16 protein-coding genes are annotated in these 26,018 nt (G+C 48.7%); 12 read left to right on the top strand and 4 right to left on the bottom strand.

From position 1 onward, the window contains the following. Positions 1 to 80 precede the first annotated feature (80 nt). The 8 genes from EKM73_RS02965 (at position 81) to EKM73_RS03000 (ending at position 14,677) form a co-directional block, all read left to right on the top strand. Positions 81 to 1,061 carry a DUF5776 domain-containing protein gene (locus EKM73_RS02965; RefSeq protein ID WP_225421260.1) on the top strand — a complete coding sequence of 327 codons (981 nt, stop codon included), beginning with the start codon at positions 81 to 83 and terminating at the stop codon, positions 1,059 to 1,061. Between the two features lie 510 nt (positions 1,062 to 1,571). Then, positions 1,572 to 4,892: a mucin-binding protein gene (locus EKM73_RS02970; protein WP_125700504.1), complete on the top strand. Its 3,321-nt coding sequence runs from the start codon at positions 1,572 to 1,574 to the stop codon at positions 4,890 to 4,892. Positions 4,893 to 5,429: 537 nt separating this feature from the next. Further along, positions 5,430 to 8,633, top strand: a complete 3,204-nt coding sequence (locus EKM73_RS02975; protein ID WP_125700505.1) for a mucin-binding protein — start codon at positions 5,430 to 5,432, stop codon at positions 8,631 to 8,633. 121 nt (positions 8,634 to 8,754) lie between these two features. Continuing rightward, positions 8,755 to 9,672, top strand: coding sequence for a restriction endonuclease (locus EKM73_RS02980; protein ID WP_125700506.1), 918 nt, complete (start codon positions 8,755 to 8,757; stop codon positions 9,670 to 9,672). A 163-nt stretch (positions 9,673 to 9,835) separates the two neighbouring features. Continuing rightward, positions 9,836 to 12,370: a M1 family metallopeptidase gene (locus EKM73_RS02985; protein ID WP_125700507.1), complete on the top strand. Its 2,535-nt coding sequence runs from the start codon at positions 9,836 to 9,838 to the stop codon at positions 12,368 to 12,370. Positions 12,371 to 12,678: 308 nt separating this feature from the next. Further along, positions 12,679 to 13,755: a hypothetical protein gene (locus tag EKM73_RS02990; RefSeq protein ID WP_125700508.1), complete on the top strand. Its 1,077-nt coding sequence runs from the start codon at positions 12,679 to 12,681 to the stop codon at positions 13,753 to 13,755. A 171-nt stretch (positions 13,756 to 13,926) separates the two neighbouring features. Next, a complete protein-coding gene (locus EKM73_RS02995) occupies positions 13,927 to 14,106 on the top strand; it encodes a hypothetical protein (RefSeq protein ID WP_125700509.1) in 180 nt (59 codons plus the stop codon). Beyond that, positions 14,099 to 14,677 (top strand): hypothetical protein, encoded by a 579-nt coding sequence (locus EKM73_RS03000; RefSeq protein WP_164508834.1) that lies wholly within the window; start codon positions 14,099 to 14,101, stop codon positions 14,675 to 14,677. The genes EKM73_RS02995 and EKM73_RS03000 overlap by 8 nt, the downstream gene beginning before the upstream one ends. A gap of 61 nt (positions 14,678 to 14,738) precedes the next feature. On the opposite strand, the gene EKM73_RS03005 is transcribed toward EKM73_RS03000, so the two are convergent. The 4 genes from EKM73_RS03005 to EKM73_RS03020 all read right to left on the bottom strand — a co-directional run bounded on the left by EKM73_RS03005 (position 14,739) and on the right by EKM73_RS03020 (position 19,053). Beyond that, on the bottom strand, positions 14,739 to 16,142 hold the full coding sequence (locus EKM73_RS03005; protein WP_125700511.1) for a C69 family dipeptidase: 1,404 nt from the start codon (positions 16,140 to 16,142) through the stop codon (positions 14,739 to 14,741). 62 nt (positions 16,143 to 16,204) lie between these two features. After that, the gene (locus tag EKM73_RS03010; RefSeq protein WP_318531127.1) at positions 16,205 to 16,966 is read right to left on the bottom strand and encodes a potassium channel family protein; all 762 of its coding nucleotides are present in this window, start codon (positions 16,964 to 16,966) and stop codon (positions 16,205 to 16,207) included. Between the two features lie 206 nt (positions 16,967 to 17,172). Beyond that, positions 17,173 to 18,537: an FAD-dependent oxidoreductase gene (locus tag EKM73_RS03015; RefSeq protein WP_125700513.1), complete on the bottom strand. Its 1,365-nt coding sequence runs from the start codon at positions 18,535 to 18,537 to the stop codon at positions 17,173 to 17,175. Between the two features lie 72 nt (positions 18,538 to 18,609). Further along, positions 18,610 to 19,053 carry a MarR family winged helix-turn-helix transcriptional regulator gene (locus EKM73_RS03020; RefSeq protein ID WP_125700514.1) on the bottom strand — a complete coding sequence of 148 codons (444 nt, stop codon included), beginning with the start codon at positions 19,051 to 19,053 and terminating at the stop codon, positions 18,610 to 18,612. A gap of 174 nt (positions 19,054 to 19,227) precedes the next feature. Between EKM73_RS03020 and recQ the strand changes: the two genes are divergently transcribed. The 4 genes from recQ (at position 19,228) to EKM73_RS03040 (ending at position 25,838) form a co-directional block, all read left to right on the top strand. Continuing rightward, positions 19,228 to 21,009, top strand: a complete 1,782-nt coding sequence (gene recQ / locus EKM73_RS03025; protein WP_164508835.1) for a DNA helicase RecQ — start codon at positions 19,228 to 19,230, stop codon at positions 21,007 to 21,009. Positions 21,010 to 21,553: 544 nt separating this feature from the next. Further along, the gene (locus tag EKM73_RS03030; RefSeq protein ID WP_125700516.1) at positions 21,554 to 23,797 is read left to right on the top strand and encodes an ATP-binding cassette domain-containing protein; all 2,244 of its coding nucleotides are present in this window, start codon (positions 21,554 to 21,556) and stop codon (positions 23,795 to 23,797) included. Between the two features lie 175 nt (positions 23,798 to 23,972). Further along, positions 23,973 to 24,563, top strand: coding sequence for a sugar O-acetyltransferase (locus EKM73_RS03035; protein ID WP_125700517.1), 591 nt, complete (start codon positions 23,973 to 23,975; stop codon positions 24,561 to 24,563). A 189-nt stretch (positions 24,564 to 24,752) separates the two neighbouring features. Continuing rightward, on the top strand, positions 24,753 to 25,838 hold the full coding sequence (locus tag EKM73_RS03040; RefSeq protein ID WP_020089609.1) for a GntR family transcriptional regulator: 1,086 nt from the start codon (positions 24,753 to 24,755) through the stop codon (positions 25,836 to 25,838). Positions 25,839 to 26,018: the final 180 nt, after the last annotated feature.

Raw genomic sequence — 26,018 nt, forward strand, 5'->3', positions numbered from 1 at the left:
AATTTACAAAGGAGAAAAATATAATGAAGAAACAATGGCTATCTACAATACTCGTCATTGCCGGTCTAAGTAGTGTTGGTATGACGACCTCCGCACAAGCTAAGACCAGTTACTACACTACCAATCCTGGCATTATCCGGGTCAAGAAGACGGTCGCCTACTACAAGGACGCCGCTAAGAAGCATCATGCGGCGACGGTTCACAAGGACCACTACGCTAAGATTTCCAAAGTGGTCACGGCCAAGGGGCACGCGCCAGTGTTAAAGACTAACACCGGCAAATACGTCACTGCCAACAAGACATTTGTTGCCAAGACGAAGGGCTACCAAAACCCAAAGAAGTATTATCAGGTCAACTACACGCAGATCAAGCCTTACGGTAAGGTCGGTTACACCGTTAAGCGTGGTTACGAAGGTATTAAGACTTGGAAGATCATGCGGCGTTTAGGAACGGCCAACGGTTATAACAAATATAATTCTGCGACCTACTACGCTGTCAAAAACTTTCAACGTAAGCACCACCTGAAAGCTACCGGGAACGTCAATGAAAAAACATGGGTTAAGTTAGGCTTCTCTAAGTCCAGCTGGAAGAGCATTGATTCATACGTAGCACCACTGGGTGCGCACGCCTGGAACAGTCGTTCAGCCCATATCGAAGCGATGATTAAGCAAGCCTACAAGTACAAGGGCAATCCTTACTTAGTTGGTTCTTCATCTAAGACTATCTATGGGACGGACTGTTCTGGCCTGGTTATGCAGTCACTGTACGCTGGTGGGATCAACACTAAGCCTATCAGTGCCATTCATCATGCTTACCCAGGTAACGAGTGGAATTCACGTAACTTGTGGGCTAGCAAGAAGTTTCAACACGTGGCTTACAGTCACAAGAAGCGTGGCGACTTAGTCTTCTATTACCAACCAGGCACCCATACGATTTGGCACGTTGCCATTTACTTAGGTAAGGGCAAGGTTATCGAAAGCTGGCCACCACGAATCATGGTTCAACCAATCAAGAACGGTCAACGCTCTGACGTGGCTGGAATCGCGCGTGTGTTCCACTAATTTTTAAATGTTTCAATGCTCATAATTAAGGACTCTCTGTGAGTGTTAATAGAAAGACTTTGGGAGGTCCAATTCATTTACGAATTGGGCCTCTTCTTTTTGCGTTGATGAGGGATACAGCCAGTGAATATGTCTTAGCGGTTGCCCCAGCTTGAAAGAAATGATTGTATTCGCGACGTTTAACTTTGGTGTCATCGTTAGTTCTTTTAACAATCATTGCTAATGCCGATGAAGTGTTTAAATAGTGTATGAACTAGTGAAAAATTCGATTGATTTGTCATGCATTTAAAGAAGCTGAACTTAAAAACACAATTATTATAAAGCTTGTTATATCAACGCTTATGTACACGTTAGGGAACACTTGCACACCAAAAAAATTCATGCCGTTGACTGTTTCTCACAATATAGCTATAATGGACAATAAATAGAGCTTATAGAATAACAATATGCGGTATAAGTTCGGCGTTGAATTATCTGATTTTTGGTCATTGTTAATGAGGGGGACCAATCATGAAGGATTTTGAACGGAAAACACATTATAAGATGTACAAGTCACATAAGGGCTGGCTGGTAGCCGGCATTACGGTAACCAGTATGGCAGTTGGGATTATTGCGGGCCCACAAGCCATGCAGACAGCACAGGCGGATGGCAACGTACCACCAACGGAAAACGTTGAACAGGGTCAGCCAGCAAGTGAGAAATCAGAAGTACCTCTGAAAACAGCCGGGGCTGGTGAGCAAGAGCAACAAGAACAACAGGAACAACAAGAGCAACAGAAACAAGAGCAACAAGGACAACAGCAAGAGGAACAACAGCAGCAAGAGCAACAACAGCAGCAAGAGCAACAACAGCAGCAAGAGCAACAGAAACAAGAACAACAAGAACAACAGCAGGAACAACCTGGGGAAGGGGCTAATGAGGACTCTCTAAAGCAAGAGAAATCACAGCAATATCCAGCTCGGAATGTAAGGGATAAGATCACCAGGGATATGCCAACCGCACCAGAAAAAGGAAGTCTAGATGTCACAAAAGATGCGACAACACCAGCGCCAGCTAATGTTCAGACGGGAATCACGGTTCAGAATCCAGATGACTTGACGGATAAGGTCACGGGCCAACCAGTGTTCAATGTCAGCAAGACTCAGCGGCTGCAATATACTTATGATCACTCGGACGCTAACGGAGTCAGCACTGATCTTCGTGTGGTAGATGGTTATAGTGACAAGTATCAGGCGCAAGGAGCTGGGACATGGCTAGGCGAGACTTACGCCAATAACATTGCGCAGGATGCCAAGGGAATGGATATGAATTCGCCACTACAATACAGTGATGGTACGCATCCGCTCTACATTGACGAATGGATGCCTGATTATGGCCTACAGTACTTTATTTGGCAAAGTAATTTTGCTAAGCAGTTCGCAACAATAGCCGATTTCAGGAATGATTTTACGAAGGCTGATCTCGCAACGGTCACGAGCATCTATTCGGACAAAGCGATGCAGGCAGCAAATAGTAGTAATCAGGCAACATTGTACTACAATGCGTTGATGTCCATGACGACGCTAGAAGGTCTTCAGAACGCTACGAATCTCCAAAGCCTGTATCTTTACCCCAATATGGATGTTAGCAATGTCGCGTTGGGTAATTATATGCAATCTGGGAATTTATGGGACATTCGGGCGTTAAGCAACTTGAACAAGTTACAGAGTGTTAACGTGACACTATTCTCCGTGAATGATATTTCTGCGCTGAGCAATAAGGAGCAGTTGACGACTGTCGACATGGCCTACAATCAGATTACGGATATCTCACCACTAGCCACAGATAAGAACTTGGTCATCAAGACGGGGACACATCTGTTTAATCAACACATCTTACTGGAACCAATCACCGTTAGCACGGCGCTTGGCAAGGGCCAGAACGTTACGGCTGATGGTACTTTGAGTTACACGACGCCATCATTTATCATCAAGGACTTGTCCGCAGCCAACTTGCCAGTTAAGGCGTTTGATAATGCTGATGGAGCGATATATCCATCCTTATTCCCATCCAGTGCCGATGCCGGGAACATCAATAGCAATACTCTGAACTGGTACAATTTGCTTGCCGGCACGAGTGCTAACTATGGGAGTCTGTCCACCACATGGGCCGATCCAAACAGTGACTTCGCCGGTTACGTCATTCAGCCGTATGAGATGGCCGAAAATGTCAGTGATTTAAACGTCAACATTCAGCTGCTTCAAGCCGACGGACAACAACTTAACTTGGCACCCGCAACGCTGATCTCGGGCGATGTGGGTTCCGATGTCGACGTGCAAGCTAATGCCACGGTCATGACTTTCCTGAACCAGCAGCTTGCCAAGGGGTACACCTTCTTTGGCCTGATTCTGGATGGTACGGGTCTGTACTCTGATTGGGTGGCCGACAATGGCAAGGCGACTGCTCAACCAAGCTGGATCACGACTTTGACGGATGCTTCTAAGACCTGGACGATCCTGTTCTACAAGGACGTCTTGCCTTGGAATGTCTCCGTTGGTTACGGGACTAAGGATGCCGCTGGTAACTTTACGCCAATCACCACTGAAGATGGGTCGCCAGTTACCGACACCTACAACGGGACGTCAGACGCTCAGGTTGCCTTGAATGGCTATCAGAAAGACTTCCCAGACTACGTTTACACCGGTGCTGAAACCAGCGTGGATGGCAAGACCTGGACCGATATCAGTCAGTCAACCGACATTCCATTCGCTGGGGTTAAACAAGCCATCCGCATGGTTTACGCCAACGCCAAGCGCGCTACCGTTACCATCAAGGATGCCACGACGGGTAAGACTGTTCAAACGTTAGACTACATGACTAATCCCGAACTGCGGGGCGCCATTGGGTCGATCAGTGACTTTGACTCCGCTTCTGTGATTGCGCCAGCCGTGGCTAAAGGCTACAAGCTGGTCAGTGATACTACTAAGAATGCCGATGGCACCAGCGCGATTGTCTTTGGCAAGGATGCCGACACAAATCTCGACTTTACGATTACGTTAGCACACGACTTTAAGACGACGGAAAAGGCCGTTACTGAAACGATTACCTACCAGGATCAGCAGCAGAAGCAGGTCGCCGCTCCGGTGACGAAGACCATGACCTTTGCTACGGTAACTGATCAAGTCACCCAAGACGCTGTGACCTACAGCAATCTGGCTGCCACGGGCACGCCAGAATTGGACGTTACCGGTCAGCCAACCGATACCAATTGGACCGTCTACAAGGACGGTGATCAATTAGCATTCGCTGCCGTTAATAATCCAACCGTAGCGGGGATGCACGTTGTTTCAACGACTGACCCAGCCAATGATCTGACGCAGACTGCAGCGCAGACCGTCACGTCGGATAGTGCCGACGTGGCCGTCGTCGTGACCTATGCGGCGGATGCTACGACCGGTGGCGGCGGTAACGGTGGCGGTAACGTAACGCCACCAACCACTGGCCCATCTACGGGTGGTGGTGCTGACATCGGCAAGCCTGGTAAGGAACCAGCAACGACGCCTAAGACACCAGCCAAGAAGGACAAGACGCCTGCTAAGGTCTCAACACCGCCTAAGACTAAGGCCAAGGGTGGTCAAGCAGACGTTGTCATGGCCGGTGGTCAGGGTGCTAAAGTGCAACAATTAGCAACGTCTGCCAAGCAGTCGCGGAAGGCACCCGTTAAATTGGCTCAGGCTAAGACTGAATTACCACAGACCAATGAACAGCGGGGGAGCGGATTAGCCCTTGTTGGACTGGCACTGTTGGGAAGCTTAGTCGGCTTAGCCGGTTGGAAGAAACGGGAACACTAATGAAGTGAACAATAAAGACTTTGTGGCTTCAGGATGATGCATAAATAGTGACGTTTCTTGAAGCAATGTGTGATCCGTAATAAGTTTGATTCAATTGAACAGATATTTCAGGATCAATCTAGTTAATGGGTTGATCCTTTTGTGTTAGTAAAATTTAGTGAATAAGCCTTAATTGTTAGTCTGGTTTGAAAGCTGGGGTGTTGTTCATGTCACGCCAATTTGAAGCTAATATTAGTTTCGTTAGCAATTATTGTGAGTACTGGTGACATGTTTGAATGATGCGTAATTTACTGATGAATTTGTTTGCTTTATCAGACGACTTAGTGATTATTAGTTTTAAGAAATGACACGAAATCCTATGATACTAGGATTTCGTGTCTATTTATTAAATTATTCATAGGATGAAAAGTTTCGATTCATTGACTGTTTCTCGCAGCTTGCTTATAATAAAAAAATAGAGCTTATAGAACGGTATGCGGTATAAGTTCGGTGTTAAATTACCTGATTCTTAATCGTAGTTGATGAGGGGGACTAATCATGAAAAATTTTGAATCGAAGATACATTATAAGATGTACAAGTCACATAAAGGTTGGATAATAGCTGGTATCACGGCAACTAGTATGATGGCCGGAATCATTATGGGACCGCAGGCTATGCAGACGGCACGAGCCGATGATAGTGCATTAGCCCCAGAAAAGGTTGTCGAGGAGCAGCCGGTAGGTGACTCCTCAGCGAAATCTTTGAGAGAAGAACAGGCGACATCCGAGACTGATGGCAAGGTAGCATCACCTACACCAGCAGCTCCCGAAGTGCCGACAGGGCAACCCAATACAGGTAATCAAGACCATGCTGCTGGGCGACCAATCGATGGTAATCAAGGAAATTCAGAGCAATCGGGAAATAAAAGCACACAGCAGAAGCCGACTGGTGATACCGATGAGGGCGTTGAAGGTGTTAAGAATGTCGACGGTCCCAAAGATACTGTGAAGGGTGATCCATCAAGCGCGAATATCAAAACCGGGATTATGGTTCAAAATCCAGATGATTTGACAGACAAAGTTACCGGGCAACCAGTGTTTAATGTCAAAAAGACTGGCCAGTTGCAATATACTTATGACCATGTTGATTCTACTGGGCGTAGTTCGGACTTGAGAGTTGTAGATGGCTACGATTATTTGCATCAAGTGCCGGGACAACAGACTTGGTTAGGCGAAACGTATGCGAATAATATTGCGCAGAATGCTAAGGGTGTTGACATGGTTTCGTCGGCTAAGTATGGCGTGAAGATCATGTATATTGATGAGTGGATGCCTAATTCCGCTTTACAGTACTTTATTTGGCAGAATAATTTTGATAAGAAGTATGCAACATTTGCAGACTTTCTAGATAATTTTACCAAGGCCGAACTGGCGACGGTTACTAGTATCTCATCGTCGGAATCAAAACAGTCAGTTAACGGTGACGGGGTTCGATGCACGTCATACTATTTAGCCTTGATATCCATGAAAACACTAGAAGGCCTTCAGAATGCGACGAATTTACAACAAATATATCTTATGATTGATCCAATCGTCAGTTTAAATACCTTTGGCCAATCATTTCAACCCGGAAATTTATGGGATATTCGTGCTCTAAGTAATTTGGATCAACTGCAGAGCGTGAACATTAGCATGTTTTCAATCAACGATATTTCTGCATTGGCTAATAAGAGTCAGCTGACAAGTGTTGAGATGCCATATAATCAAATTAGTGATATCTCACCACTGGCGACGGATAAGCGTTTGAATATTCAGAAAGTAGCATTACACCATCAACACATCACATTAAGGCCGATTAAGGTCAATAACAAGGTAGGTAAAGGTCAAAGTACTACGACGGGAGATACTTTAACCTACACGACACCATCCTTTATTATTAAAGATTTGGAGGCAGCTAATCTTCCAATTAAAGGTTTTGACAATGCTAAGAACGTATTGTATCCATCCCTCTTTCCATCTAGTGCAGATGCCGGGAACGTCAACAGTAATACGCTGTCCTGGTACAACTTACTTACCAGCACGAATGAAAATTATGGGAGCCTCTCGACAACGTGGTCTGATCCGAATAGTAGTTTCGCTGGATATATCATTCAGCCGTATGAATTAGCAGCAAATGTCGGCGATTTAAACGTCAACATTCAACTTCTCCAGACCGATGGGCAGCAGCTCAACTTGGCACCCACAACGCTGATCTCGGGTGATGTGGGTACCAACGTCAACGTACTAGCTAACGCTACAGTTATGACTTTTCTGCAGCAGCAGCTTGCTAAGGGCTTCACCTTCTCTGGCTTGATTCTAGATGGTACGGGTCTGTACTCTGATTGGGTGGCCGGCAATGGCAAGGCGACTGCCCAACCGGGTTGGACTACGACTTTGGCAGATGTTTCTAAGACTTGGACCGTCCTGTTCTACAAGGATGGCTTACCTTGGAATATTGCCGTTAATTATGGGACCAAGGATGCCGATGGTAAATTTAAACCAATTACCGATGAAACAGGCAAGCCAGTTACTGGTAGCTATAATGGTCCGTCAACTGCTCAAGTTGCCTTGAACAGCTACCAGAAGGACTTCCCGGATTATATTTACACCGGGGCTGAGACTAGTGTGGACGGCAAGACTTGGACTGATATCAGTCAATCACCAAATATCTCATTTGCTGGGACTAAACAGATCATTCGTATGGTGTATGCTAACGCCAAGCGTGCCACCGTCACTATCAAGGATGCCACGACGGGTAAGACGATTAGGACTTTAGACTATAAGACTAATCCTGAATTGCGGGGCGCCATTGGAACCACCAGTACGTTTGACGCCGATTCCGCAATCAAGTCGGACGTGGCTAAAGGCTACAAGCTGGTCAGTGATACCACCAAGAATCCCGACGGTACCAGCGCAATCGTCTTTGGAAAAGATGCCAATACGCCTCTCAACTTTACGATTACGTTAGCTCATAACTTTAAGACGACGGAAAAGACAGTTACTGAAAAGATTACATATCAGGATCAACAACATAAGCAGGTCGCCACTCCGGTGACGAAGACCATGACTTTTGCGACGGTAACGGATCAAGTCACCCAGGACGCTGTGATGTATAGCAATGCGGCTGTCACGGGTACACCAGAATTGGGCGTCACGGGTCGGCCAATCGATACCAGTTGGACCGTTTACAAGGTTGGGGCTCGGGTAAGCTTTGCTGCTGTTAAGAATCCAACTGTGGCGGGGATGCACGTCGTTGCAACGACTGACCCAGCCAATGATCTGACGCAGACCAAGGCGCAAGTTGTCACGCTAGATAGTGCCGATGTGGCCGTCGCCGTGACCTATTCATCGGATGCCACGATTGGCGGTGGTGATAATGGTGGTGGTCACGTGACGCCACCGACGACTGGCCCAGTCACTGGTGGCGATGGTGATCAAATTGTATCGGAGGAGAAACCGTCGAAAAAGACAAAGAAACCGTCTAATAAAACAAAGACGCCTGCCAAGGTAACTGTGTCAAAGGCCAAAGGTGGACAGGGGGCTAAGGTTCAACAATTGCGTACACCTGCGAAGCAGTCGCAGAAGCAACCGGATAAGTTGGCACAAAGTAAGACTGAATTGCCGCAGACAAATGAACAACGAAGGAGCAAGTTAGCCATTACCGGATTGGCTCTATTGGGAAGTTTGGTCGGTCTGGCCGGATGGAAGAAGCGGGAACGCTAAGTTAATTATGATAGGATGAAAACATCGTTTGGGCTACTATGATATCCTGAACGTAAATGGGAGCTCAAGGTCTCGGGTTTTATCATGACGAGCTTGGGATATTGATTGTGAGGAGACTATTATGAGTAGCGACAAATTTGAAGATTTATCACGGCGTGAACAGGAGAGCCTGACCATGCCAGAAATTATCAAGTCTCTACGGAAACTTGGTGGTCGCGCACTGACCAAGAACATCCGTGAAGACATATTAATACGTGATAATGTGATTCCAGAGAGCTTTATTACACAGAAGGTAGCTAGTCAACAATCAGGACGGGAATATCGTCCATTTGCTTACATCTTTAATTTCAGCGTCAAAAATCTAGAATTTGCCGGATTTCTGACCCGCCCAAAGCGTGGCGAGGTCGAGCTCACAAAGATGGCGCGCGAGTTTGACTTAGGCCAGCTAGACTTGCAGCGCGACATCTATGATAAGGCTGATGTGCAATGGAAAAAGAGGCGTGAGCAAAATCTAGTAGTCCATGAGAAGCCTAGTGTTTCGGATAGTCCTGATGATGCAATCGATGATGACCCAGCTGATAATTGGCGATTAGACTTACAAAATGCCCTATTACGGATTAGCCCAGCGAAATTCGAGCTGTTTGCTAGACGATTAGTGAAGGCGATGGGCGTTGACTTAGACGAAAAGATAGGTGTAAAGCTCAGTGGCGATGGCGGACTCGACGGTTTCGGCTATCTAACAACGGATGATTTCCGAACCGCCAGAGTTGCGATTCAAGCGAAACGCTGGTCATCAATGGTACCCTCACCGGAAATTGACAAATTCAGGGGAGCAATGGACAAATATAATGCAGAGTTTGGAATCTTTGTTGCAACCTCAACTTTTTCTCGAGAGGCCATTAAAGCTGCACGGACGGGGACGCGGGTCATTACACTGATTGATGGAGATCGGCTGATTGATTTGGTAGCGAAGTACGAATTGTACGTGAAGCCAGTCGTTACTTTTGAATTGGATGATTTTTTTCGCGAAGAAGATTAGTCATACTGAGAGTGAAGTTAGGACATGATTAAAAAACGTTAAATAGGCGTACTAAATATAGCGTATTGGAAATACTACGATCGTCATCTTTCATAACACCTCACGTGGTTCCCGCCGGCCAAAAGTGTATAATGAGGATATTCTAATAATTCAGGAGGAAATCATGGCAAAATCCACACATTTTTACGAATTATTCCGACCAACGCATTACAACGTTTACTTAGACATTAATCGTGCCACAAAGACCATCTCTGGGACGTCCACCATTACCGGTGACGCCAAGGCGACTAGCATCGCCATTCACCAGAAGTTTATGACCATCAGTGCCGTCAAAGCAGACGGTCAAAATGTGCCATTCACCTTCGATGACAAGAGTGAGGGCATCCATATCGACCTGGGTAAGACCGGCGAAACGACGCTGACCATCGACTTCACCGCCCCCCTGACCGACAGCATGATGGGCATCTACCCATCCTACTACGACGTCAATGGTGAGAAGAAGCTGATCATCGGGACGCAGTTTGAAACGACCGCTGCCCGTCAAGCCTTCCCATGTGTCGACGAACCTGAAGCCAAGGCCACCTTTGACCTGGCCATCAAGTTCGACGAACACGACGGCGAAACCATCATCAGTAACATGCCTGAGACCAAGACCGAAAACGGCGTCCACTACTTCGACACCACGGTCCGCATGTCCACATACCTGATTGCCTTTGCCTTCGGGGAAATGCAGAGCAAGCTGACCACCACCAAGAGCGGTGTGCAAGTCGGCGTCTTCGCTACCAAGGCACACCAAGCCAAGGAACTCGACTTCGCCTTAGACATTGCCAAGCGCTCCATCGAATTCTACGAAGACTTCTACCAGACGCCATATCCACTCCCACATTCTTGGCAAATGGCTTTACCCGACTTCTCAGCCGGTGCCATGGAAAACTGGGGCTTGGTCACGTATCGTGAAGCCTACTTATTGTTAGATCCCGACAACACCTCATTTGAAACCAAGCAACGGGTCGCAACGGTCATTGCCCATGAACTCGCACACCAATGGTTCGGTGACCTGGTTACCATGAAGTGGTGGGACGATCTCTGGTTGAACGAAAGTTTCGCCAACATGATGGAATACGTCGCTATCGACGCCATCGAACCCGACTGGCACATCTGGGAAGTCTTCCAGACGACCGAAGCCCCAATGGCGCTTCAACGGGATGCCACCGACGGCGTACAGTCCGTTCACGTGCAAGTTGAAGATCCTGCCGAAATCGATGCCTTGTTCGACAGTGCCATCGTTTACGCCAAGGGTGCTCGGATGCTCGTTATGGTGCGTGCCTTAATCGGTGACGATGCCTTACGTCAAGGCTTGAAAGCCTACTTTGCCGCTCACCATTACGGCAACGCTACCGGGGCTGACCTCTGGGCCGCACTGGGTGACGCATCCGGCATGAACGTCGGTGCCATCATGAACTCTTGGCTGGAACAACCCGGTTATCCGGTCGTTTCCGCCGCAGTAGTAGATGGCAAGTTAACCATTACCCAGAACCAATTCTTCGTGGGTGAGGGTAAGGATGCCGGTCGTCAATGGCAGGTACCTTTGAACAGCAACTACAGCGCCGCACCAGCCATCTTTGCCGACCAATCCGCCACCTTAGGGGATTACACCGACCTGCGCAAGGCTAGTGGCGAACCTTTCCGTTTGAACGTGGGCAACAACTCTCACTTCATCGTGAAATACGATGACACTTTGTTGCAAGACATCCTCGCTAACTTGGATTCCCTGGATGCCATCACCCAGTTACAATTGCTGCAAGACTTGCGGTTATTAGCCGAAGGTCGCCAGATTTCTTATGCGGCAATCGTGCCATTACTGGACCGTTTCGCTGCCAGCCACTCCACGGTTGTCAACGATGTCTTGTATGGGGTTGCCGGCAACCTGAAGAAGTTTGTGACGCCAGATTCTACCGAAGAACAGCAGTTACAAGCCTTATTCGACAAGCTGAGTGCTAGTCAAGTTGCTCGGTTAGGCTGGACGCCTAAGGCCGGTGAATCTAACGATGACCAATTGACGCGGCCATACGTTTTGAACGCCACCTTATACGCCAAGAATGCTGAATCGATCGCCGCTGCCCACGCTGTCTTCGTTGCCCACCAGGACAACCCAGCAACGTTGCCAGCCGCAACTCGGGTCTTCATTTTAGCCAACGAAATCAAGCACTTCGGCAGTGACCAGTTGTTCGATCAATTGTTGAACGACTACCGGTCATCCAGTGACGCCGGCTACAAGGCGGATTTAGCTTCTGCACTGCCAACGACGCCGGACGCCAAGCAGATTGCCAAATTGATCACGTTGTTCGAAGATGCCGAAACCATCAAGCCACAAGACTTGCGGGCTTGGTATCGCGGTGTTCTAGGCAACGACAAGGGCCAACAGGCCGCTTGGGACTGGATCAGAAATGACTGGCAATGGCTGGAAGATACGGTCGGTGGCGACATGGAATTCACCACGTACATCACCGTTACCTCAGGAATCTTCCATACGCCAGCACGTCTGGCTGAATTCAAGGCCTTCTTCACACCGAAGATCAACACCCCAGGCTTAACCCGGGAAATCAAGATGGACACTAAGGTCATCGAGAGTCGGGTTGACTTGGTTGAAGCCGAGAAGGATGCCGTTCACGTTGCAGTTGCCAAGACGGTGAAGTAAGCACGTAACAGTTTAAAAATAAATTATCGTGAGCAGTTACCAGTTTTTTTGGTAGCTGCTTTTTTGGCCCTCTACTTACTACTAATGTAATTTTTCACGATTTAGTCTCATGTTCTTGCCGGTTCGCGAATAGAATCGTTTTAAAGCAATAATTGTTTCTATACGAAAGCAATCGGGGATGCAGGGGGTGCCGGTGTCATGACGTAGAATATGGTATACTAAATCTACTATTTCCAAGTTAAGTGACCTGATCAACTGGCGACTGTCAATGAGAGTGGCGTTTGCCTTTTACGTGAAAGAGGGTTGTCATGAACGACGTTATCAACTATTTTCAATCGATTAGAATACGTGGGGTTGGGTGGCTGCTGCTGATCAGCCTGTACCTGTTTGCCAATCAGCCCATCCTGATTATCGTTTACATTTATCTGGCAGCGGTCATGATTGTGCGGACATGGTTGGCGCAATTCCCGCGCCCGGCAAAGCTTGGACTGACCGCGGCTTATGGGCTGCTACTAGCCTTACAGATTATCTTCATTTCAGTGGTGGTCTTCCCCATGCGTGGCTGGTCACCCGTGTACTTTCCAGCTAAAATTTTGGGAATCATCATCATTCTCGTCCCCCTGTGGGTCGAACGATTTGTGACGACCAACAACCAAACAGTCTTCTATTTGCCGACGGTTGAAGAGGCGGCGACGGTGAGCTTCGATGAGCTGCGACAGAGTGCCGACAAACTAAGCGAACTCATGGATACCGCTGCCGAAGCCAAGGACAAGGTGTCAGTAGCCCACGTGAAGACGATTCTGGAAGATTTACCGCGGCACAGTTCGGTGCGATATATCAACCACGGGACGCTCACGAATGCTTATTTTGATGCGGCGGATGCTACTTTGGATGACACCAATCTTTACTTGGCGGTGTCCAATACGGGGAGCGCTGCCAGCGAGATGATTTCGGTATTTACCCGCAAGCAGTTCAATCACGTCTCGCTGGCCTTTGACCGCGACCTGGAGACCATCATCAGTTACAACGGGGGCGACAACGTTTATCCACCGGGGATGAACGCCGAAACTTTGGAATTCTTCCACCAGAAGGCTGGCGCGTCCCTGCTGGTCTACAGCCTGCCGGTGACGGCAGCGCAAAAGGAGTTCGTGATCGACAAGATCGATGAGATCAATCGCGAGGGGAGTGCTTATAACATGCTGGGGCTGGTATCCAAACATTCTGCAAAGCCCAACATCATGTTCTGTTCCCAATTTGTCTATAAGATGCTCAAGATGGCGGGTGTGGCCTACTTCGACATGAAAGATGGCGCGGTTCGACCGACGGACTTTATCGAGCAGGATTACTATAAGAAATTGAAATTTGAGTACGAACTGAAATTCTAGTTATATCAAAAGAGCAAGCTACCGGCGTTTAATGCTGGGAGCTTGCTCTTTGTTTGTAAATTTTGTAAAAGGGACTATACACCTATGGGGTGAAGCAGTTATACTGGCTGGAACGATGAGAAACGCAAGAAAATGGTCAAGGTAAAGTGTAGATCAATAGGAGGACAAAAAATGACAATGGTTGAAGGTGGCAAACTGAAGCAAGTTGTTAAGGTCAAAGACAAGAAAGAGTACGATAAGGTTATGAAAATATTATTGCCTACGGGAAGTGAACCGAGTGATGCAGAGAAGGCTCGCATTGAACGCGCAGTCACTGCATTTAAGAAGGCATTAGAGACACCCGATGTATAGAACCCATATTTCAAAGATAAGTTCGCAAGAATCGTTGGTCAAATTTGACTGTGGCGAGCCAATTGTTAATCGCTTTCTAAGGGAACAAGCTGCTTGGGCCGATCATTTAGGTCGGACTTCAACGACTGTCTTGGAAGCGAAAGATGATAGGCTGGTTGTTGGATTTTATGCATTATCCGCGAGTATTTTAGAGGTTCAGAGCGCATACGATGCACAAATGTTTCGGAATTTGTTGGAAGATGCATCATGGCTTAGCCAAGCGATAATCCCGTATCCTGCTATTGAGATTACTTGGTTGGGTGTGGAGCGAAGTCTTCAGAATCAGAAGAATGGCACAAAATTGATTCTAGATATATTTGAGCAAGTACTAATTGCCAGATTCAAATTAAACATTGGAATTATTGGAATTCAAGTTGCTGCGTTACCTGGCGCCTTGGAATTCTATCAGCAATTAGGATTTGAATATTTGCATGCTGATTATGACACTGTGCCAGCTATACTGGAAACTTATCCGATGTTTGTCAAAATTGAGGTGGTCATTGAAATCATGAAACGTCTAAATTTAGCATAAAAAGATGACTGCTCAAGAGCTAATGTTAAGCTTCTGAGCAGTCATCTTTTGTCAATGAGAATTAATCATTTAAGTTGTAACGTAACTTCATGTGTTCAGAACCAAACGTCACCATGTCACCCAGTAACTTCGTTTGACGGGTGAAGGATTCGTCGGAAAGCTTTTCGTTGGCTTCCTTCAGGATCTTGGTGTCGGCACCGTCAACGATAGCAGCATCCGTTTCGTGTTGGATCTTCCGGTAAGCGGCCATGGCTTCCAGGGCGAAGGTGTTACGGAAGTCTTCGTAAAGGCTGTAGTCCGTGTCACCCAGCAATGCCGTGGTGCAGCTCAACCAGTACATGTGGTTCATGTTGAAGGTTCCGTCAGCATCTTTGTAAGCAGCTGGCGTATCGTCAACGTTGGCGTAGAATGGGACAACCGTATTGAACGTGTTGGCACCAAAGGCTAACCAGTGAATCCCGGCGATGCTGTCGGGCACATTGTTTCTGATTTGTAAGATGTGCACATCGTGGTTCCGGTTGATCCCAATTGGGCGGAACAATGTCTTGTCATCTTCTGAACCGTGACCGTAGACATCGTACTTTGTGTTTTCGAAGTGAGAGCTCAGGACAAATTTAACATCGTCGATTGAGATCTTACGGTTGGCGTGGCAGATGAATGGTAAGTCTTGGTCCTGAGGATCTTGTTCGATTTCAGGATTGAAGTACTTCTGGCCGAACCAAGCACGGGGGTTGTTGTAGACCGTGTCCTTGATGGAAGCACTGCCGAAGATGTGACGCAGGTTAACTTGGTCGAAGTCGGGGTTCAGGTTATACTTGGCGATCAAGTCTTCCAAGTCATCTGAAGCCAACGTGTCTTCGGCGCTAAAGTCAAAGTCGTCAATGTTCATGCGATTAGGAGCAACCACGTAGGCGTCGTCTGGAATCCGCTTAGCAGCCCAGTGATGCCCACCGATGGTTTCTAACCACCAGATTTCGTTGTTGTCGGAGAAGGCGATCCCATTTGGTTCGTAGGTCCCGAATTCTTCCAACAAGCTCCCTAAACGCTTCACACCATCGCGAGCGCTGTGGATGTATGGTAAGACCAACGTTACCAGGTCTTCTTCACCGATCCCGCCGTCAACGTAAGGGTCGATTCCCAATACGCGAGAGTTCGTAGTAATGGTTTCCGTAGCGGACATCGCAATGTTTTCACTGTTGATGCCGGCTGCTGGCCAGATACCATTGGTTAAGATGGAGTTAGGAATTGAGGTGTAACGCAGTGGGTTGTCAGGTAACTTGATTTGCACACCGCTGATCACCGCTTGGTAATCGCGAGGTTGGTCGTCAGGGTTGACCACAACGAACCGTTCTGGGTCAAGGGCTTCGTGGCCGTCATCGTTCCGTGAAATGATGGTGGAGCCGTCTAAGGAAGCCTTTTTCCCTACTAAAATCGTGGTACATGAACCTTTAATTCTCTTCGTCATGAATACAGCACTCCTTTTAAAAAACATTATAGCATTGATGGCATGAGCGTTGAAGTGGTTGGTCAGTCTTCGGGCGTTTTTGTGGACTCTTGTTCAGTCTTTTGTGAGCCGGTGAGGAGTCGCTGCAGTTCGGCGTTTTGTTGTTCGATGGTCTTGAGTTGTTTGGTTAATTGCTGATATTGGTTGGTTTCACCGCGATTGGCAAAGTAAGTCGTGATGGTACTGGTCAGCGCTCCGATAAAGCCGATGCCGACTAGCATGAGAAGACTCGCCGCAAATTTACCGATGGTTGTGTGGGGCGCAATGTCACCGTACCCCACGGTAGAGGCGGTCGCAATCGCCCACCAGAAGGCCTCGCCCCACGAGACGTGTTCCGCATACGCGTATAGGGTGGCCGCCAGAATCAAAATGGCCAGACTAGCCCATACCAAGTAGATGAAGCCGTTGGTCTTTAAGAACTGACGAAGCGGCTTCCGCAAGCGGCCAATGAAGCCGACCAGACGGACGAATCGAAATAGCCGGGTCAACCGAAGCAAGCGCGTCAGTCGGGCCAGTCGGAAGAGGCTGAATAGACTAGTTAGTGGGAGAATAGCAATCAAATCGAAGATGTTGTGGCGGAAGAAGTCCCATTTCTTCGGCGCACGGAAGAATCGCACCCAGTAGTCAATCGTAAACAGCACCAAAATGCCATCGTCCATCACGGACCACGGCAGGGCAGAAATCGTAATCAGACTGGAGAAATCGAGGATTGCGAGGCCAATCGACCACAGTGCGAGGACGATGACCACGCCATTGTAAAGTTTTAGTTGCCAAGTCATAGCCATGCACACCTTTCTAATCTTGTCGGTTTAGACGCTGTTTCCATTGCGATAACTGTATGATTGCGGTATAAGCGTTGTTATGTAGAGTATCCCATGATTAAGGGACGTGATGGTGTGTGGGAGACTTGGTAGTGGAGGTGGCTTAACTAGAAAAAGGACCAGCCGCAGTAACGACTGGTCCCAATAAATAGTCATGTAAAGGTAAATAGCTAGGCTTCTAACTGAACAGTTTCTTCCTCTGTATCAGGTGCCAACAGTGGCAAGAGATTCGTCATAATCCCTCGAACTGGTGTTGAGAAGGTAGCCATCAGTTCGGCTAGGTCATCAGCTGTCAGGTGTCGCGTAATGGCCATGGTCAGCACGTTTGCCAGGGCAGGGGCAGCCATGCCAAAGATATCAGCGCCGACAAAGCGAGAGGCGGTATCCAAAACGATCGTCACTTCAGCATCTGTCTTGTGATTCCCTTTAATGCCAGCCATTTTGCCATAAGGCAACCGGATAGTTTGATAGTCAGGATTTCCCGCGGCCTCGGCGGCACTGATACCGACCCGTGCGATACGAGGGAAGGTAAATAAAATATTGGGGATGACGGGGTAACTGATTGGTGCGGTATCGCCCAGAATTTGATTGGCAATGTAGGTGGATTCGAAGGCTGACGTTGCGGGTGTCGACGTCACGTTCTTGGCCACCACCTCGCCGCTGGCATAGATATTACGTCCGTTGGCCCGCAGGTGATCGTCAACAATAATGCCATCGTCGCTAGTGTAAATACCGGCGTTTTCCAGCCCGAGCATCCGCATATTGGGTTCGCGACCCGTTTCAGCTAGCACGAAATCACTGGGGACGGTCAGGCCGCTTTGTGTTGTAACGACGTAACCCGTTGCCGTCTCGTCAACGTCACGGACGGGTTCACGGAAACGAATGTCGGCACCAGCTTGCTGTAAGCCAACCAATAGCTTCGTGACATAACGGGGCTCGAAGTCCTTAGCTGCCCGTGCGCCGTGGGTCAAAATGGTGACCTGGGTGCCGAGTCGTTGGGCCAAAGAGGCGAGCTCAAGGGCAACGACACCAGCACCAATGATAGCTAGTCGACTGGGCAGTTGCTTCAGATCCAGGAAGTCTTGACTGTTGTGGAGATATTCCTTCCCTGTAATCCGTGGTAGCGTGGCGTGTTGGCCGGTTCCTAAGACGATATTTTCAGCGAAAATGTGTTGGCTACCGATTTGAATCATGTGATTGCCCATCAGGATACCAGTACCGTGAGTAAGAGTGATGTCGTATTTATTGAAAAGTGTCGTCAGTTGATTGGCTTGGGCATCATTGGTATGTTGCCGATAGGCCGTGACATCTGCCCACGTGAAGTTGGTATTATCACTGGCCATGTCTTGGGCGTGGGCCGTCAGCGCAGTGGTTCCGTCCCACACGGGAGTGGCTTCGTGGTTACCGGTGATTGGGGTGCCGCCAATACGGTCCTTTTCAATCAGAACCACTGACTTGCCAGCCTTCCGTAAAGCGATAGCGGCGTGCCAGTTGGCGTGGCCACTTCCAATAAATGCGACATCGTAATGCATCATAAAAATAAGTTACCTCTTTCTTTTTCCTAAAGTGTCAAGTAAATAATCGTGCACGACTGATTGCTGATAGAATTAATAATCTAGCAATTTTTCAAGGACCTTAATCAGTTCCTTGTTCTGTTTCAACGTGCTTTGGTAGAGTTCTGGATCGATATTCTGCTGGGTGATGCACAGGCGGATCGCTTGAAAAATAGCGGTCTTACTCGTTCTCCCTTTTTCCGTGAGTTGGATAATCAATTGACGATGGTCCGAAGCGCCAAGCTGGCGAATCAGCCACCCTTTATTTTCCATCCGCTTCAGGAGCGGTGTCAGGGTGTTACTCCCAAAGTCTAACTGTTCACCTAATGCGTGGAGGGGCTGGCGATCCTCTTCCCACAGCGCCAAAAGCACCAAGTATTGGGGATAAGTCAGCGCAAACGGTTGGAGTGCTTGCTGATAGAACTTGGTGAATAGGCGACTTGTGTGGTACACCGAAAAGCAGAGCTGATTAGCCAGGGTCATGTCTGAGTCTTCCACGATTGGTTCCTCCAATTCGGTTGCGTACGATTTAATTTACTATAATCGAATATGTGCTGGCTGTCAACTATTTCAGGGTAATTTGTGAAAAAAAGCTGTTCGGCCATCCGTTCGGTTGTATCGGGTCGGGTTTGCCAGTAGAATAGAAGCATTGAGAAGAAGGAGTAAGCATTGATGGACTTAGCGGCAGCGCAACACATTTTAAAAACCACGTTCGGGTACGATGACTTTCGGCCCGGGCAGCAGGCGATCATTGAGCACGTCATGGCGGGGGAGAACAGTCTTGCCATTATGCCCACGGGTGGTGGGAAGTCCCTGTGTTATCAAATTCCCGCGCTGATGTTCGACGGCATTACGGTTGTGGTGTCGCCACTGATCTCCTTAATGAAGGATCAGGTCGATGCGTTAAATGACAGCGGGGTTCCGGCCACATTTATCAACAGTTCGGTGGACTGGCCGGATATTCAAGAACGGTTGGCTGGGCTGCACAACGGGGCGTATAAATTACTTTATGTGGCACCAGAGCGGTTGGATTCGGCCGCGTTCCTGCAGGCGTTGGGCCAGTTACCAGTCGATTTACTGGCAGTTGATGAGGCCCACTGTATTTCACAGTGGGGTCACGACTTTCGGCCGAGTTATTTGGCACTGAGTACGGCCATCGAACAATTGCCGACGCAGCCCCAAGTCTTGGCGCTGACGGCGACAGCTACCGAACAGGTGGCAGCCGATATTTGTCAGCAGTTGCGGATTGACCCACAGAATGAGGTTAATACCGGATTTGCTCGCGATAATTTGGATTTGACGGTGGTCAAGGATCAGGATACCGACCGCTTTATCTTGGACTACTTGAAGGTCAATCAAGGCGAAACGGGCATCATCTATGCCAGTACGCGTAAGGAAGTCACGCGATTGACGACCTTGCTGACCCGGCATCACGTCAAAGCGGCCGCGTACCACGCTGGTCTGAGTGATGACGAGCGGCGGGCAAATCAGGAAGATTTCCTGTACGATCGGATTCAGGTGATGGTTGCGACCAACGCCTTTGGAATGGGGATCGACAAGAGTAACGTGCGCTTCGTGATCCACGCGCAGGTACCCGGCACGTTGGAAGCCTACTACCAGGAAGCTGGTCGGGCCGGTCGGGATGGTTTGCCGAGTGAAGCCATTCTGTTGTACCGTGCGCAAGATCTTCAGATTCAACATTTCTTCATTGATCAATCCGAGCGTGATGAAAGCAATAAGCAACGGGAATACCAGAAGCTACAGGTGATGAGCCAATACGCCAACACGCAGGGCTGCCTACAGCAGTTCATCCTTGCCTACTTTGGTGAGGACTCCGAACCGTGTGGCCGTTGCAGTAATTGCCGTGATGATCGCGAAGCCCAAGATATTACGGTGTCGGCGCAAAAGGTTTTATCCTGTGTCGTCCGGCTACGGTCGCGGTTTGGCAAAGGAATCGTGGCCCAGGTCTTAACGGGCGCGCACAATCAACGTGTGCGGGATAACCATTTGGAAGAGTTGTCGACCTACGGCATTATGAATGGCCAACGCCAGAAGAGCGTTGGCGAGCTAATTGACTTTCTAACCGCAGCGGGCTATTTGCAAAGTATCGGTGGGCAGTACCCAACTCTGGCGATTACGCAAGAGGGGGCGAGCGTGTTGAAGGGGGAGACCCAGGTCTTCCGAAAGATGGCACGCAAGGCCAAGCGACTGGCACCCGTCGACGATGAACTCTTCGGCAAATTGCGGGAGTTGCGGCATCAGCTGGCAGAAGACCAACACGTGCCCCCGTTTGTGATCTTCTCGGACCGGTCGTTACACGGCATGTGCGAGGTACTGCCCCAGGACGACGAGGCCTTCCTGTCGGTCAAGGGTGTGGGCCAGAGCAAGTTGGAGAAGTATGGTGAAGCCTTCATGGCCATTATTCGTGAGGACCAGGCAGCGGCTAAAGCATAGCGTGTCGCCCATGTGCCTACGCCTGTCAGGAATTCCACCTGCGGCTAAATAAGCTTGATGAATTTAGTCGATGCGAGTCCCAATCCATGATGATAATTAAGCGATTTTGAAGTGACGCGATGAACGCCGCTTTTTTAATGCCTGCAGGTCCTCTGGCGACTTGGGTACTGACATCAGATGGTAGGTGTCATGTGAAGATGAGGAAAACGTGTCGATTTAGGTAATGTTTGGGCTAAAGCTGGCTTAGTCGGAGGAGGCCGGGGGTGTAGCCAGCCGTGGCGATGGCGTTAGCACGGGCGATTGTTTCTTCCCGTGCTTAGGCCATGGGACGACCTTGAAGACTCGCGGTTTGGGCGAGGTTTCAAGTCGAGGTAAAAGACCGCTTTTTGGCTTTTACCGTTCCCCACAGCGGCGGAACTCCCGGCAGCCGCAGACGACAATTTTAGCCCAAAAATTTGCGAGTCTACATGCTTGGGTCGGTCAGAGCGCTATGGTAATCTTAAAGGCACTGTGTTGCTCAAGTCTAGCAGAGGAGGGTTCTGCCATGTCTGATCCAAATTTCATTGAAATTGTGAATGACCGTGAGAATAATCTGCAAAATATTAGTCTCAGGATTCCCAAGAATCGCCTGACCGTCTTCACTGGGGTCTCCGGTTCCGGGAAGTCCTCCATCGTTTTCGACACGATTGCCCAGGAGGCCGGGCGTCAGTTGAATAGTACATATGATAGTTTTACGCGGACCTTTCTACCAAATTATCGGCGCCCAGATGTTGATGAGGTGCGCAACCTCTCGACTGCTATCGTGATCGATCAAAAGCCGCTGGGTGGAAATGCACGCTCAACCCTAGGAACGGTCAGCGATATTAGTCCCTTGTTGCGAATCTTGTTCTCACGTTTTGGCACGCCCCATTATGGCACGGCCAGCAATGCCTTTTCTTTCAATGATCCGGCCGGTATGTGTCCGACCTGTGAGGGGATTGGGAAGACTTACGTTGTCAAACGCGAGGCGATTCTAGATCCAGAGAAGTCGCTCAACGATGGCGCCATCTTATTGCCCGGCTATGGCCCACAGACATTTCTGTTTCAAACGTTGGTAGCGACCGACTGGTTTGATTTGGATCAAGCGGTTAAGGCATTTTCACCTGAGAAGTTAGCCCAATTGTTGAATGGCGAACAGCCGGTGCGGGTCAATTATAAGGATTCAGTTTTTAATGTGAAATTTGAAGGCTTGGAGCGGCTGTTCTATCGGCAGAACTTGAAGGTTGGCAAGGGAATCAGTGAGGGTGCGCGAAAGAAGATTGAGAAGTTTGCGACCATGAGTCCTTGCCCGGATTGTCACGGCACCCGGTTTAATTCCGAGGTGCTAGCCGTGAAGATCAAGGGGTATAGCCTCTACGACCTGACTGCCATGCAGCTGACAGAGTTACGAACGACACTGGCCGAATTCAATGATCCCCGTATGGCAAACTTGATTGACAGTATTCAGGAACGGGTCGCAGGTCTAATCAACGTGGGTCTCGACTACCTCAGCCTGACGCGGGAGACGACCACGCTTTCTGGTGGCGAATCGCAGCGGGTCAAGACGGTCAAGTATCTGGCAAATAGCCTGACAAACCTACTATATATTTTGGATGAGCCCAGCACGGGATTGCACCCTAGAGATGTCCATCGTCTCAACGACCTGCTCATTAAGTTGCGGCAGAAGGGCAACACGGTACTAGTGGTTGAGCATGACCCGGACGTGATTCAGGTGGCAGACTATGTGGTGGACGTCGGGCCACACGCTGGGATTCACGGCGGGCAGATTACCTTTACGGGGACGTATCCAGAGCTATTGAAATCTGATACGCTGACGGCGAAATATCTGAACCGGCATTTAGCCATCAAGGATGCGCCGCGATTGCCGGAGAAATTCATCACGAGTGAGCCGAGCCGCCGACATAACTTAAAAGATGCCGTTCTGAAGATTCCAGCTGGGCTATTTACCGTGGTCACGGGGGTGGCAGGGTCCGGCAAGAGTACCTTGGTCGAACAGGTCTTTGCTAAGGAGCATCCAGAAGCCATTCGGATCGATCAACGGGCACTGCACGCCAACAGTCGTTCCAATCCGGCCACTTATATGGGAGTGCTCAATGACATTCGTAAGTTGTTGGCGACAGAGAATGGCGTTAGCGACAGTCTGTTCAGTGCCAACTCTAAGGGGGCGTGCCCGCAGTGTGGTGGTAAGGGTGTCGTGGAGCTGAATCTATCCTTCATGGAAAACGCGACAGTCGAATGTTCACTGTGCCACGGGGGACGGTTTGATCCACAAGTACTGACATACCAGTTTCAGAATAAGAATATTGTCGAGATTATGGCGATGACAATTGAAGAAGCCACGGCTTTCTTTGCTGGAACCAAGGTTGTCAATAAGCTCAAGAGCTTACTGACCGTGGGACTATCGTACTTGGCATTGGGTCAGCCACTAAGTACATTGTCCGGCGGTGAGGGGCAACGTTTGAAGATTGCCAAGGAATTACAGAAGCGTGGAAATATTTATATCCTTGACGAACCCACAACTGGGTTGCATCCTTCGGACATGACGGTAATCATCCAAATTATCAATGATTTAGTGGACAAAGGAAACACAGTGATTGTGATTGAACATAACCTGGATGTTATGCGGAGTGCCGATTGGCTGATTGATATTGGTCCGGATGGGGGAGCCAATGGTGGTGAGGTCCTATATGCCGGACCGGTCGCCGGGGTACGGGATATTCCGCGTTCGGTAACGGGGCAGTACCTTTAAAAATAAATCAAATAAATTTAGGCGGTCAGTCCTTCCCGGGCTAGCCGCTTTTTTGAGGCAATTATTTGTCCGGATGAATATAGAATTACGCCAAATTGGCGGATGAATGCATTGTAATCGCTTACACGGTGTGCTAATATTATTCTCATAAATTACTGTGAAGGACTGACCACTGATGGCAAAGACTGAATTTCAAAAAATGATGGACGAAGAGCTCTACGATGTCAACGATGAAAAGCTAGTTGCGGATCGTTTTGCTGCGCGAGATTTATATGAGGAATTGAATACAATTCCCTTCCGCGAGAAGGATCGGATGACGGCGCTGGTAACAAAATTATTCGGGTCGGTCGGCAAGAACGTTGAGATTCGTCCGCGTTTTGCCTGCGACTATGGCTACAACATTCACGTCGGTGATAATTTTTTTGCGAACTTTGACTGTATTCTGTTGGATACTTGTGAGATCAATATTGGGAATAACGTGTTAATGGCCCCCAAAGCACAAATTTATACGGCTGGGCATCCATACAACTTGAAGGCACGGACGTCCTGGTTGGGTTACGGCAAACCCGTCACCATCGGCAATAACTGTTGGATCGGTGGGGACGCTGTGATTGTGCCAGGCGTGACGATTGGGAATAACGTCATCGTTGGTGGGGGTGCAGTTGTCACCAAGTCATTCGGAGACAACGTCGTCATTGCCGGTAACCCAGCCCGCATCGTCAAGCATCTGGACGCTGAAGGCAACGTTATTCCTGAGAAAAAGTAGATTTATCCGCATAAAAACCGCCTAAAGTTGGCGGTTTGGTGTGAAATTTGCTATGCTAGTGTTAATCAAATAAATTGCGAACAAATTTGGACCCGTTGATAGGGGGCCGGTGACGTTTGCGCAACCTTGCTAAAACGTTACTATGGACGTTCACCGTCCGGCATGGATACGAACTATGGGAGAGTAATTATGGAAAACAAATATCAAAGAGTCAAGGACTCTCTGAAGGAAGCAATTCTTTCCGGGAAGTATCCGATCGACGAAAAATTACCAACTGAGACAGAACTGATGGAACAGTTTAAGGTTTCCCGGTACACGATTCGGCGTGCCGTGGGGGATTTGGAGACCGAACATTTCATTTACCGGATTCAGGGTGGCGGTATGTTCGTTCAGGACTGGCACAAGGACTGGACGACTGAGAACGATAGTAAGATGATCGGGGTCATTACCACCCATATTGCTGACTACATCTTCCCACGGATCATTTATGGGTTAGATGAGGTCATTTCCGATAGTGGCTATTCAATGCTGCTGGGAAATACGCGGAATAACCACGATCGTGAGCGCAAGCACTTGATCAATATGCTCAATAGCAAGGTTGCTGGGTTGATTATTGAACCAACCCAGAGTGCCTTGCCTAACCCGAATATGGACTTGTACCAAGAGATCAAGGATGACCAGATTCCCGTGCTCTTCATTAATGCGGCTTATCCGCAGCTGGACTTTCCGTACGTCAATACGGCGGATGCCAAGACTGAGAAGAAGCTCGTGGAGTACCTATTAGGTATGGGGCACGAAAGTATCCTTGGCATCTTCCAGGTTGATGATATCCAAGGGGTTAACCGGATGAATGGGTTCGTTCAGGCCTACCAGGAACATCCAGACATTTCCTATAAGAGCAATCTCATTATGTATCAATCCGGCGATGACTTTGAACGGATTACCAGTCGGGTGGCTTCCTATATCGATAGTACGGATCGGCCAACCGCCATTGCCTGCTATAATGACCAATTGGCTATCCCAGTCATGTCCTACGTCAAATCGCGAGGGCTGCGGGTACCACAAGACATCTCGATTGTCGGCTTCGATAACTATCAAATGTCGCAGTACATGAGTCCGGGACTGACCACGCTTAATCACGTGAAGGATGTCATGGGGGAAGATGCAGGGCGGATGATGCTCCAGTTGTTGAATAAGCAGCCGGTGCAATCGATCACCTATGAACCCGACTTAATTGTTCGACAATCCACGGCGGCACCGAAGCACGTGGACTAGATAGGTTAGGATGAATTTTGGACCAACCTCAGTGATTGGCGCTATGACAACTTAAAACAGATAACTTTGAAGGCTTACGGAAAACTTCCGTGAGCCTTTTTGGTATTGCCTTTAGGCCCAGTTGAGCACGCTAAAGCGTGCGAAACAAAAACCCACCCGCTATGCGGGCGGATAGCAAAA

The organism is Levilactobacillus fuyuanensis (assembly GCF_003946395.1).
In the GTDB taxonomy this organism is placed as follows: Bacteria; Bacillota; Bacilli; order Lactobacillales; family Lactobacillaceae; genus Levilactobacillus; species Levilactobacillus fuyuanensis.

Excerpts from the sequence above, each read along its gene's own strand:
- EKM73_RS03015 (WP_125700513.1), bottom strand. The coding sequence starts at position 18,537 with ATGATGCATTACGATGTCGCATTTATTGGAAGTGGCCACGCCAACTGG.
- EKM73_RS03040 (WP_020089609.1), top strand. The coding sequence starts at position 24,753 with ATGGAAAACAAATATCAAAGAGTCAAGGACTCTCTGAAGGAAGCAATT.
- EKM73_RS02975 (WP_125700505.1), top strand. The coding sequence starts at position 5,430 with ATGAAAAATTTTGAATCGAAGATACATTATAAGATGTACAAGTCACAT.
- EKM73_RS03005 (WP_125700511.1), bottom strand. The coding sequence starts at position 16,142 with ATGACGAAGAGAATTAAAGGTTCATGTACCACGATTTTAGTAGGGAAA.
- EKM73_RS02965 (WP_225421260.1), top strand. The coding sequence starts at position 81 with ATGACGACCTCCGCACAAGCTAAGACCAGTTACTACACTACCAATCCT.
- EKM73_RS03030 (WP_125700516.1), top strand. The coding sequence starts at position 21,554 with ATGTCTGATCCAAATTTCATTGAAATTGTGAATGACCGTGAGAATAAT.
- EKM73_RS02980 (WP_125700506.1), top strand. The coding sequence starts at position 8,755 with ATGAGTAGCGACAAATTTGAAGATTTATCACGGCGTGAACAGGAGAGC.
- EKM73_RS03000 (WP_164508834.1), top strand. The coding sequence starts at position 14,099 with ATGTATAGAACCCATATTTCAAAGATAAGTTCGCAAGAATCGTTGGTC.
- EKM73_RS02995 (WP_125700509.1), top strand. The coding sequence starts at position 13,927 with ATGACAATGGTTGAAGGTGGCAAACTGAAGCAAGTTGTTAAGGTCAAA.
- EKM73_RS03010 (WP_318531127.1), bottom strand. The coding sequence starts at position 16,966 with ATGGCTATGACTTGGCAACTAAAACTTTACAATGGCGTGGTCATCGTC.
- recQ (WP_164508835.1), top strand. The coding sequence starts at position 19,228 with ATGGACTTAGCGGCAGCGCAACACATTTTAAAAACCACGTTCGGGTAC.
- EKM73_RS03035 (WP_125700517.1), top strand. The coding sequence starts at position 23,973 with ATGGCAAAGACTGAATTTCAAAAAATGATGGACGAAGAGCTCTACGAT.
- EKM73_RS02990 (WP_125700508.1), top strand. The coding sequence starts at position 12,679 with ATGAACGACGTTATCAACTATTTTCAATCGATTAGAATACGTGGGGTT.
- EKM73_RS02985 (WP_125700507.1), top strand. The coding sequence starts at position 9,836 with ATGGCAAAATCCACACATTTTTACGAATTATTCCGACCAACGCATTAC.
- EKM73_RS02970 (WP_125700504.1), top strand. The coding sequence starts at position 1,572 with ATGAAGGATTTTGAACGGAAAACACATTATAAGATGTACAAGTCACAT.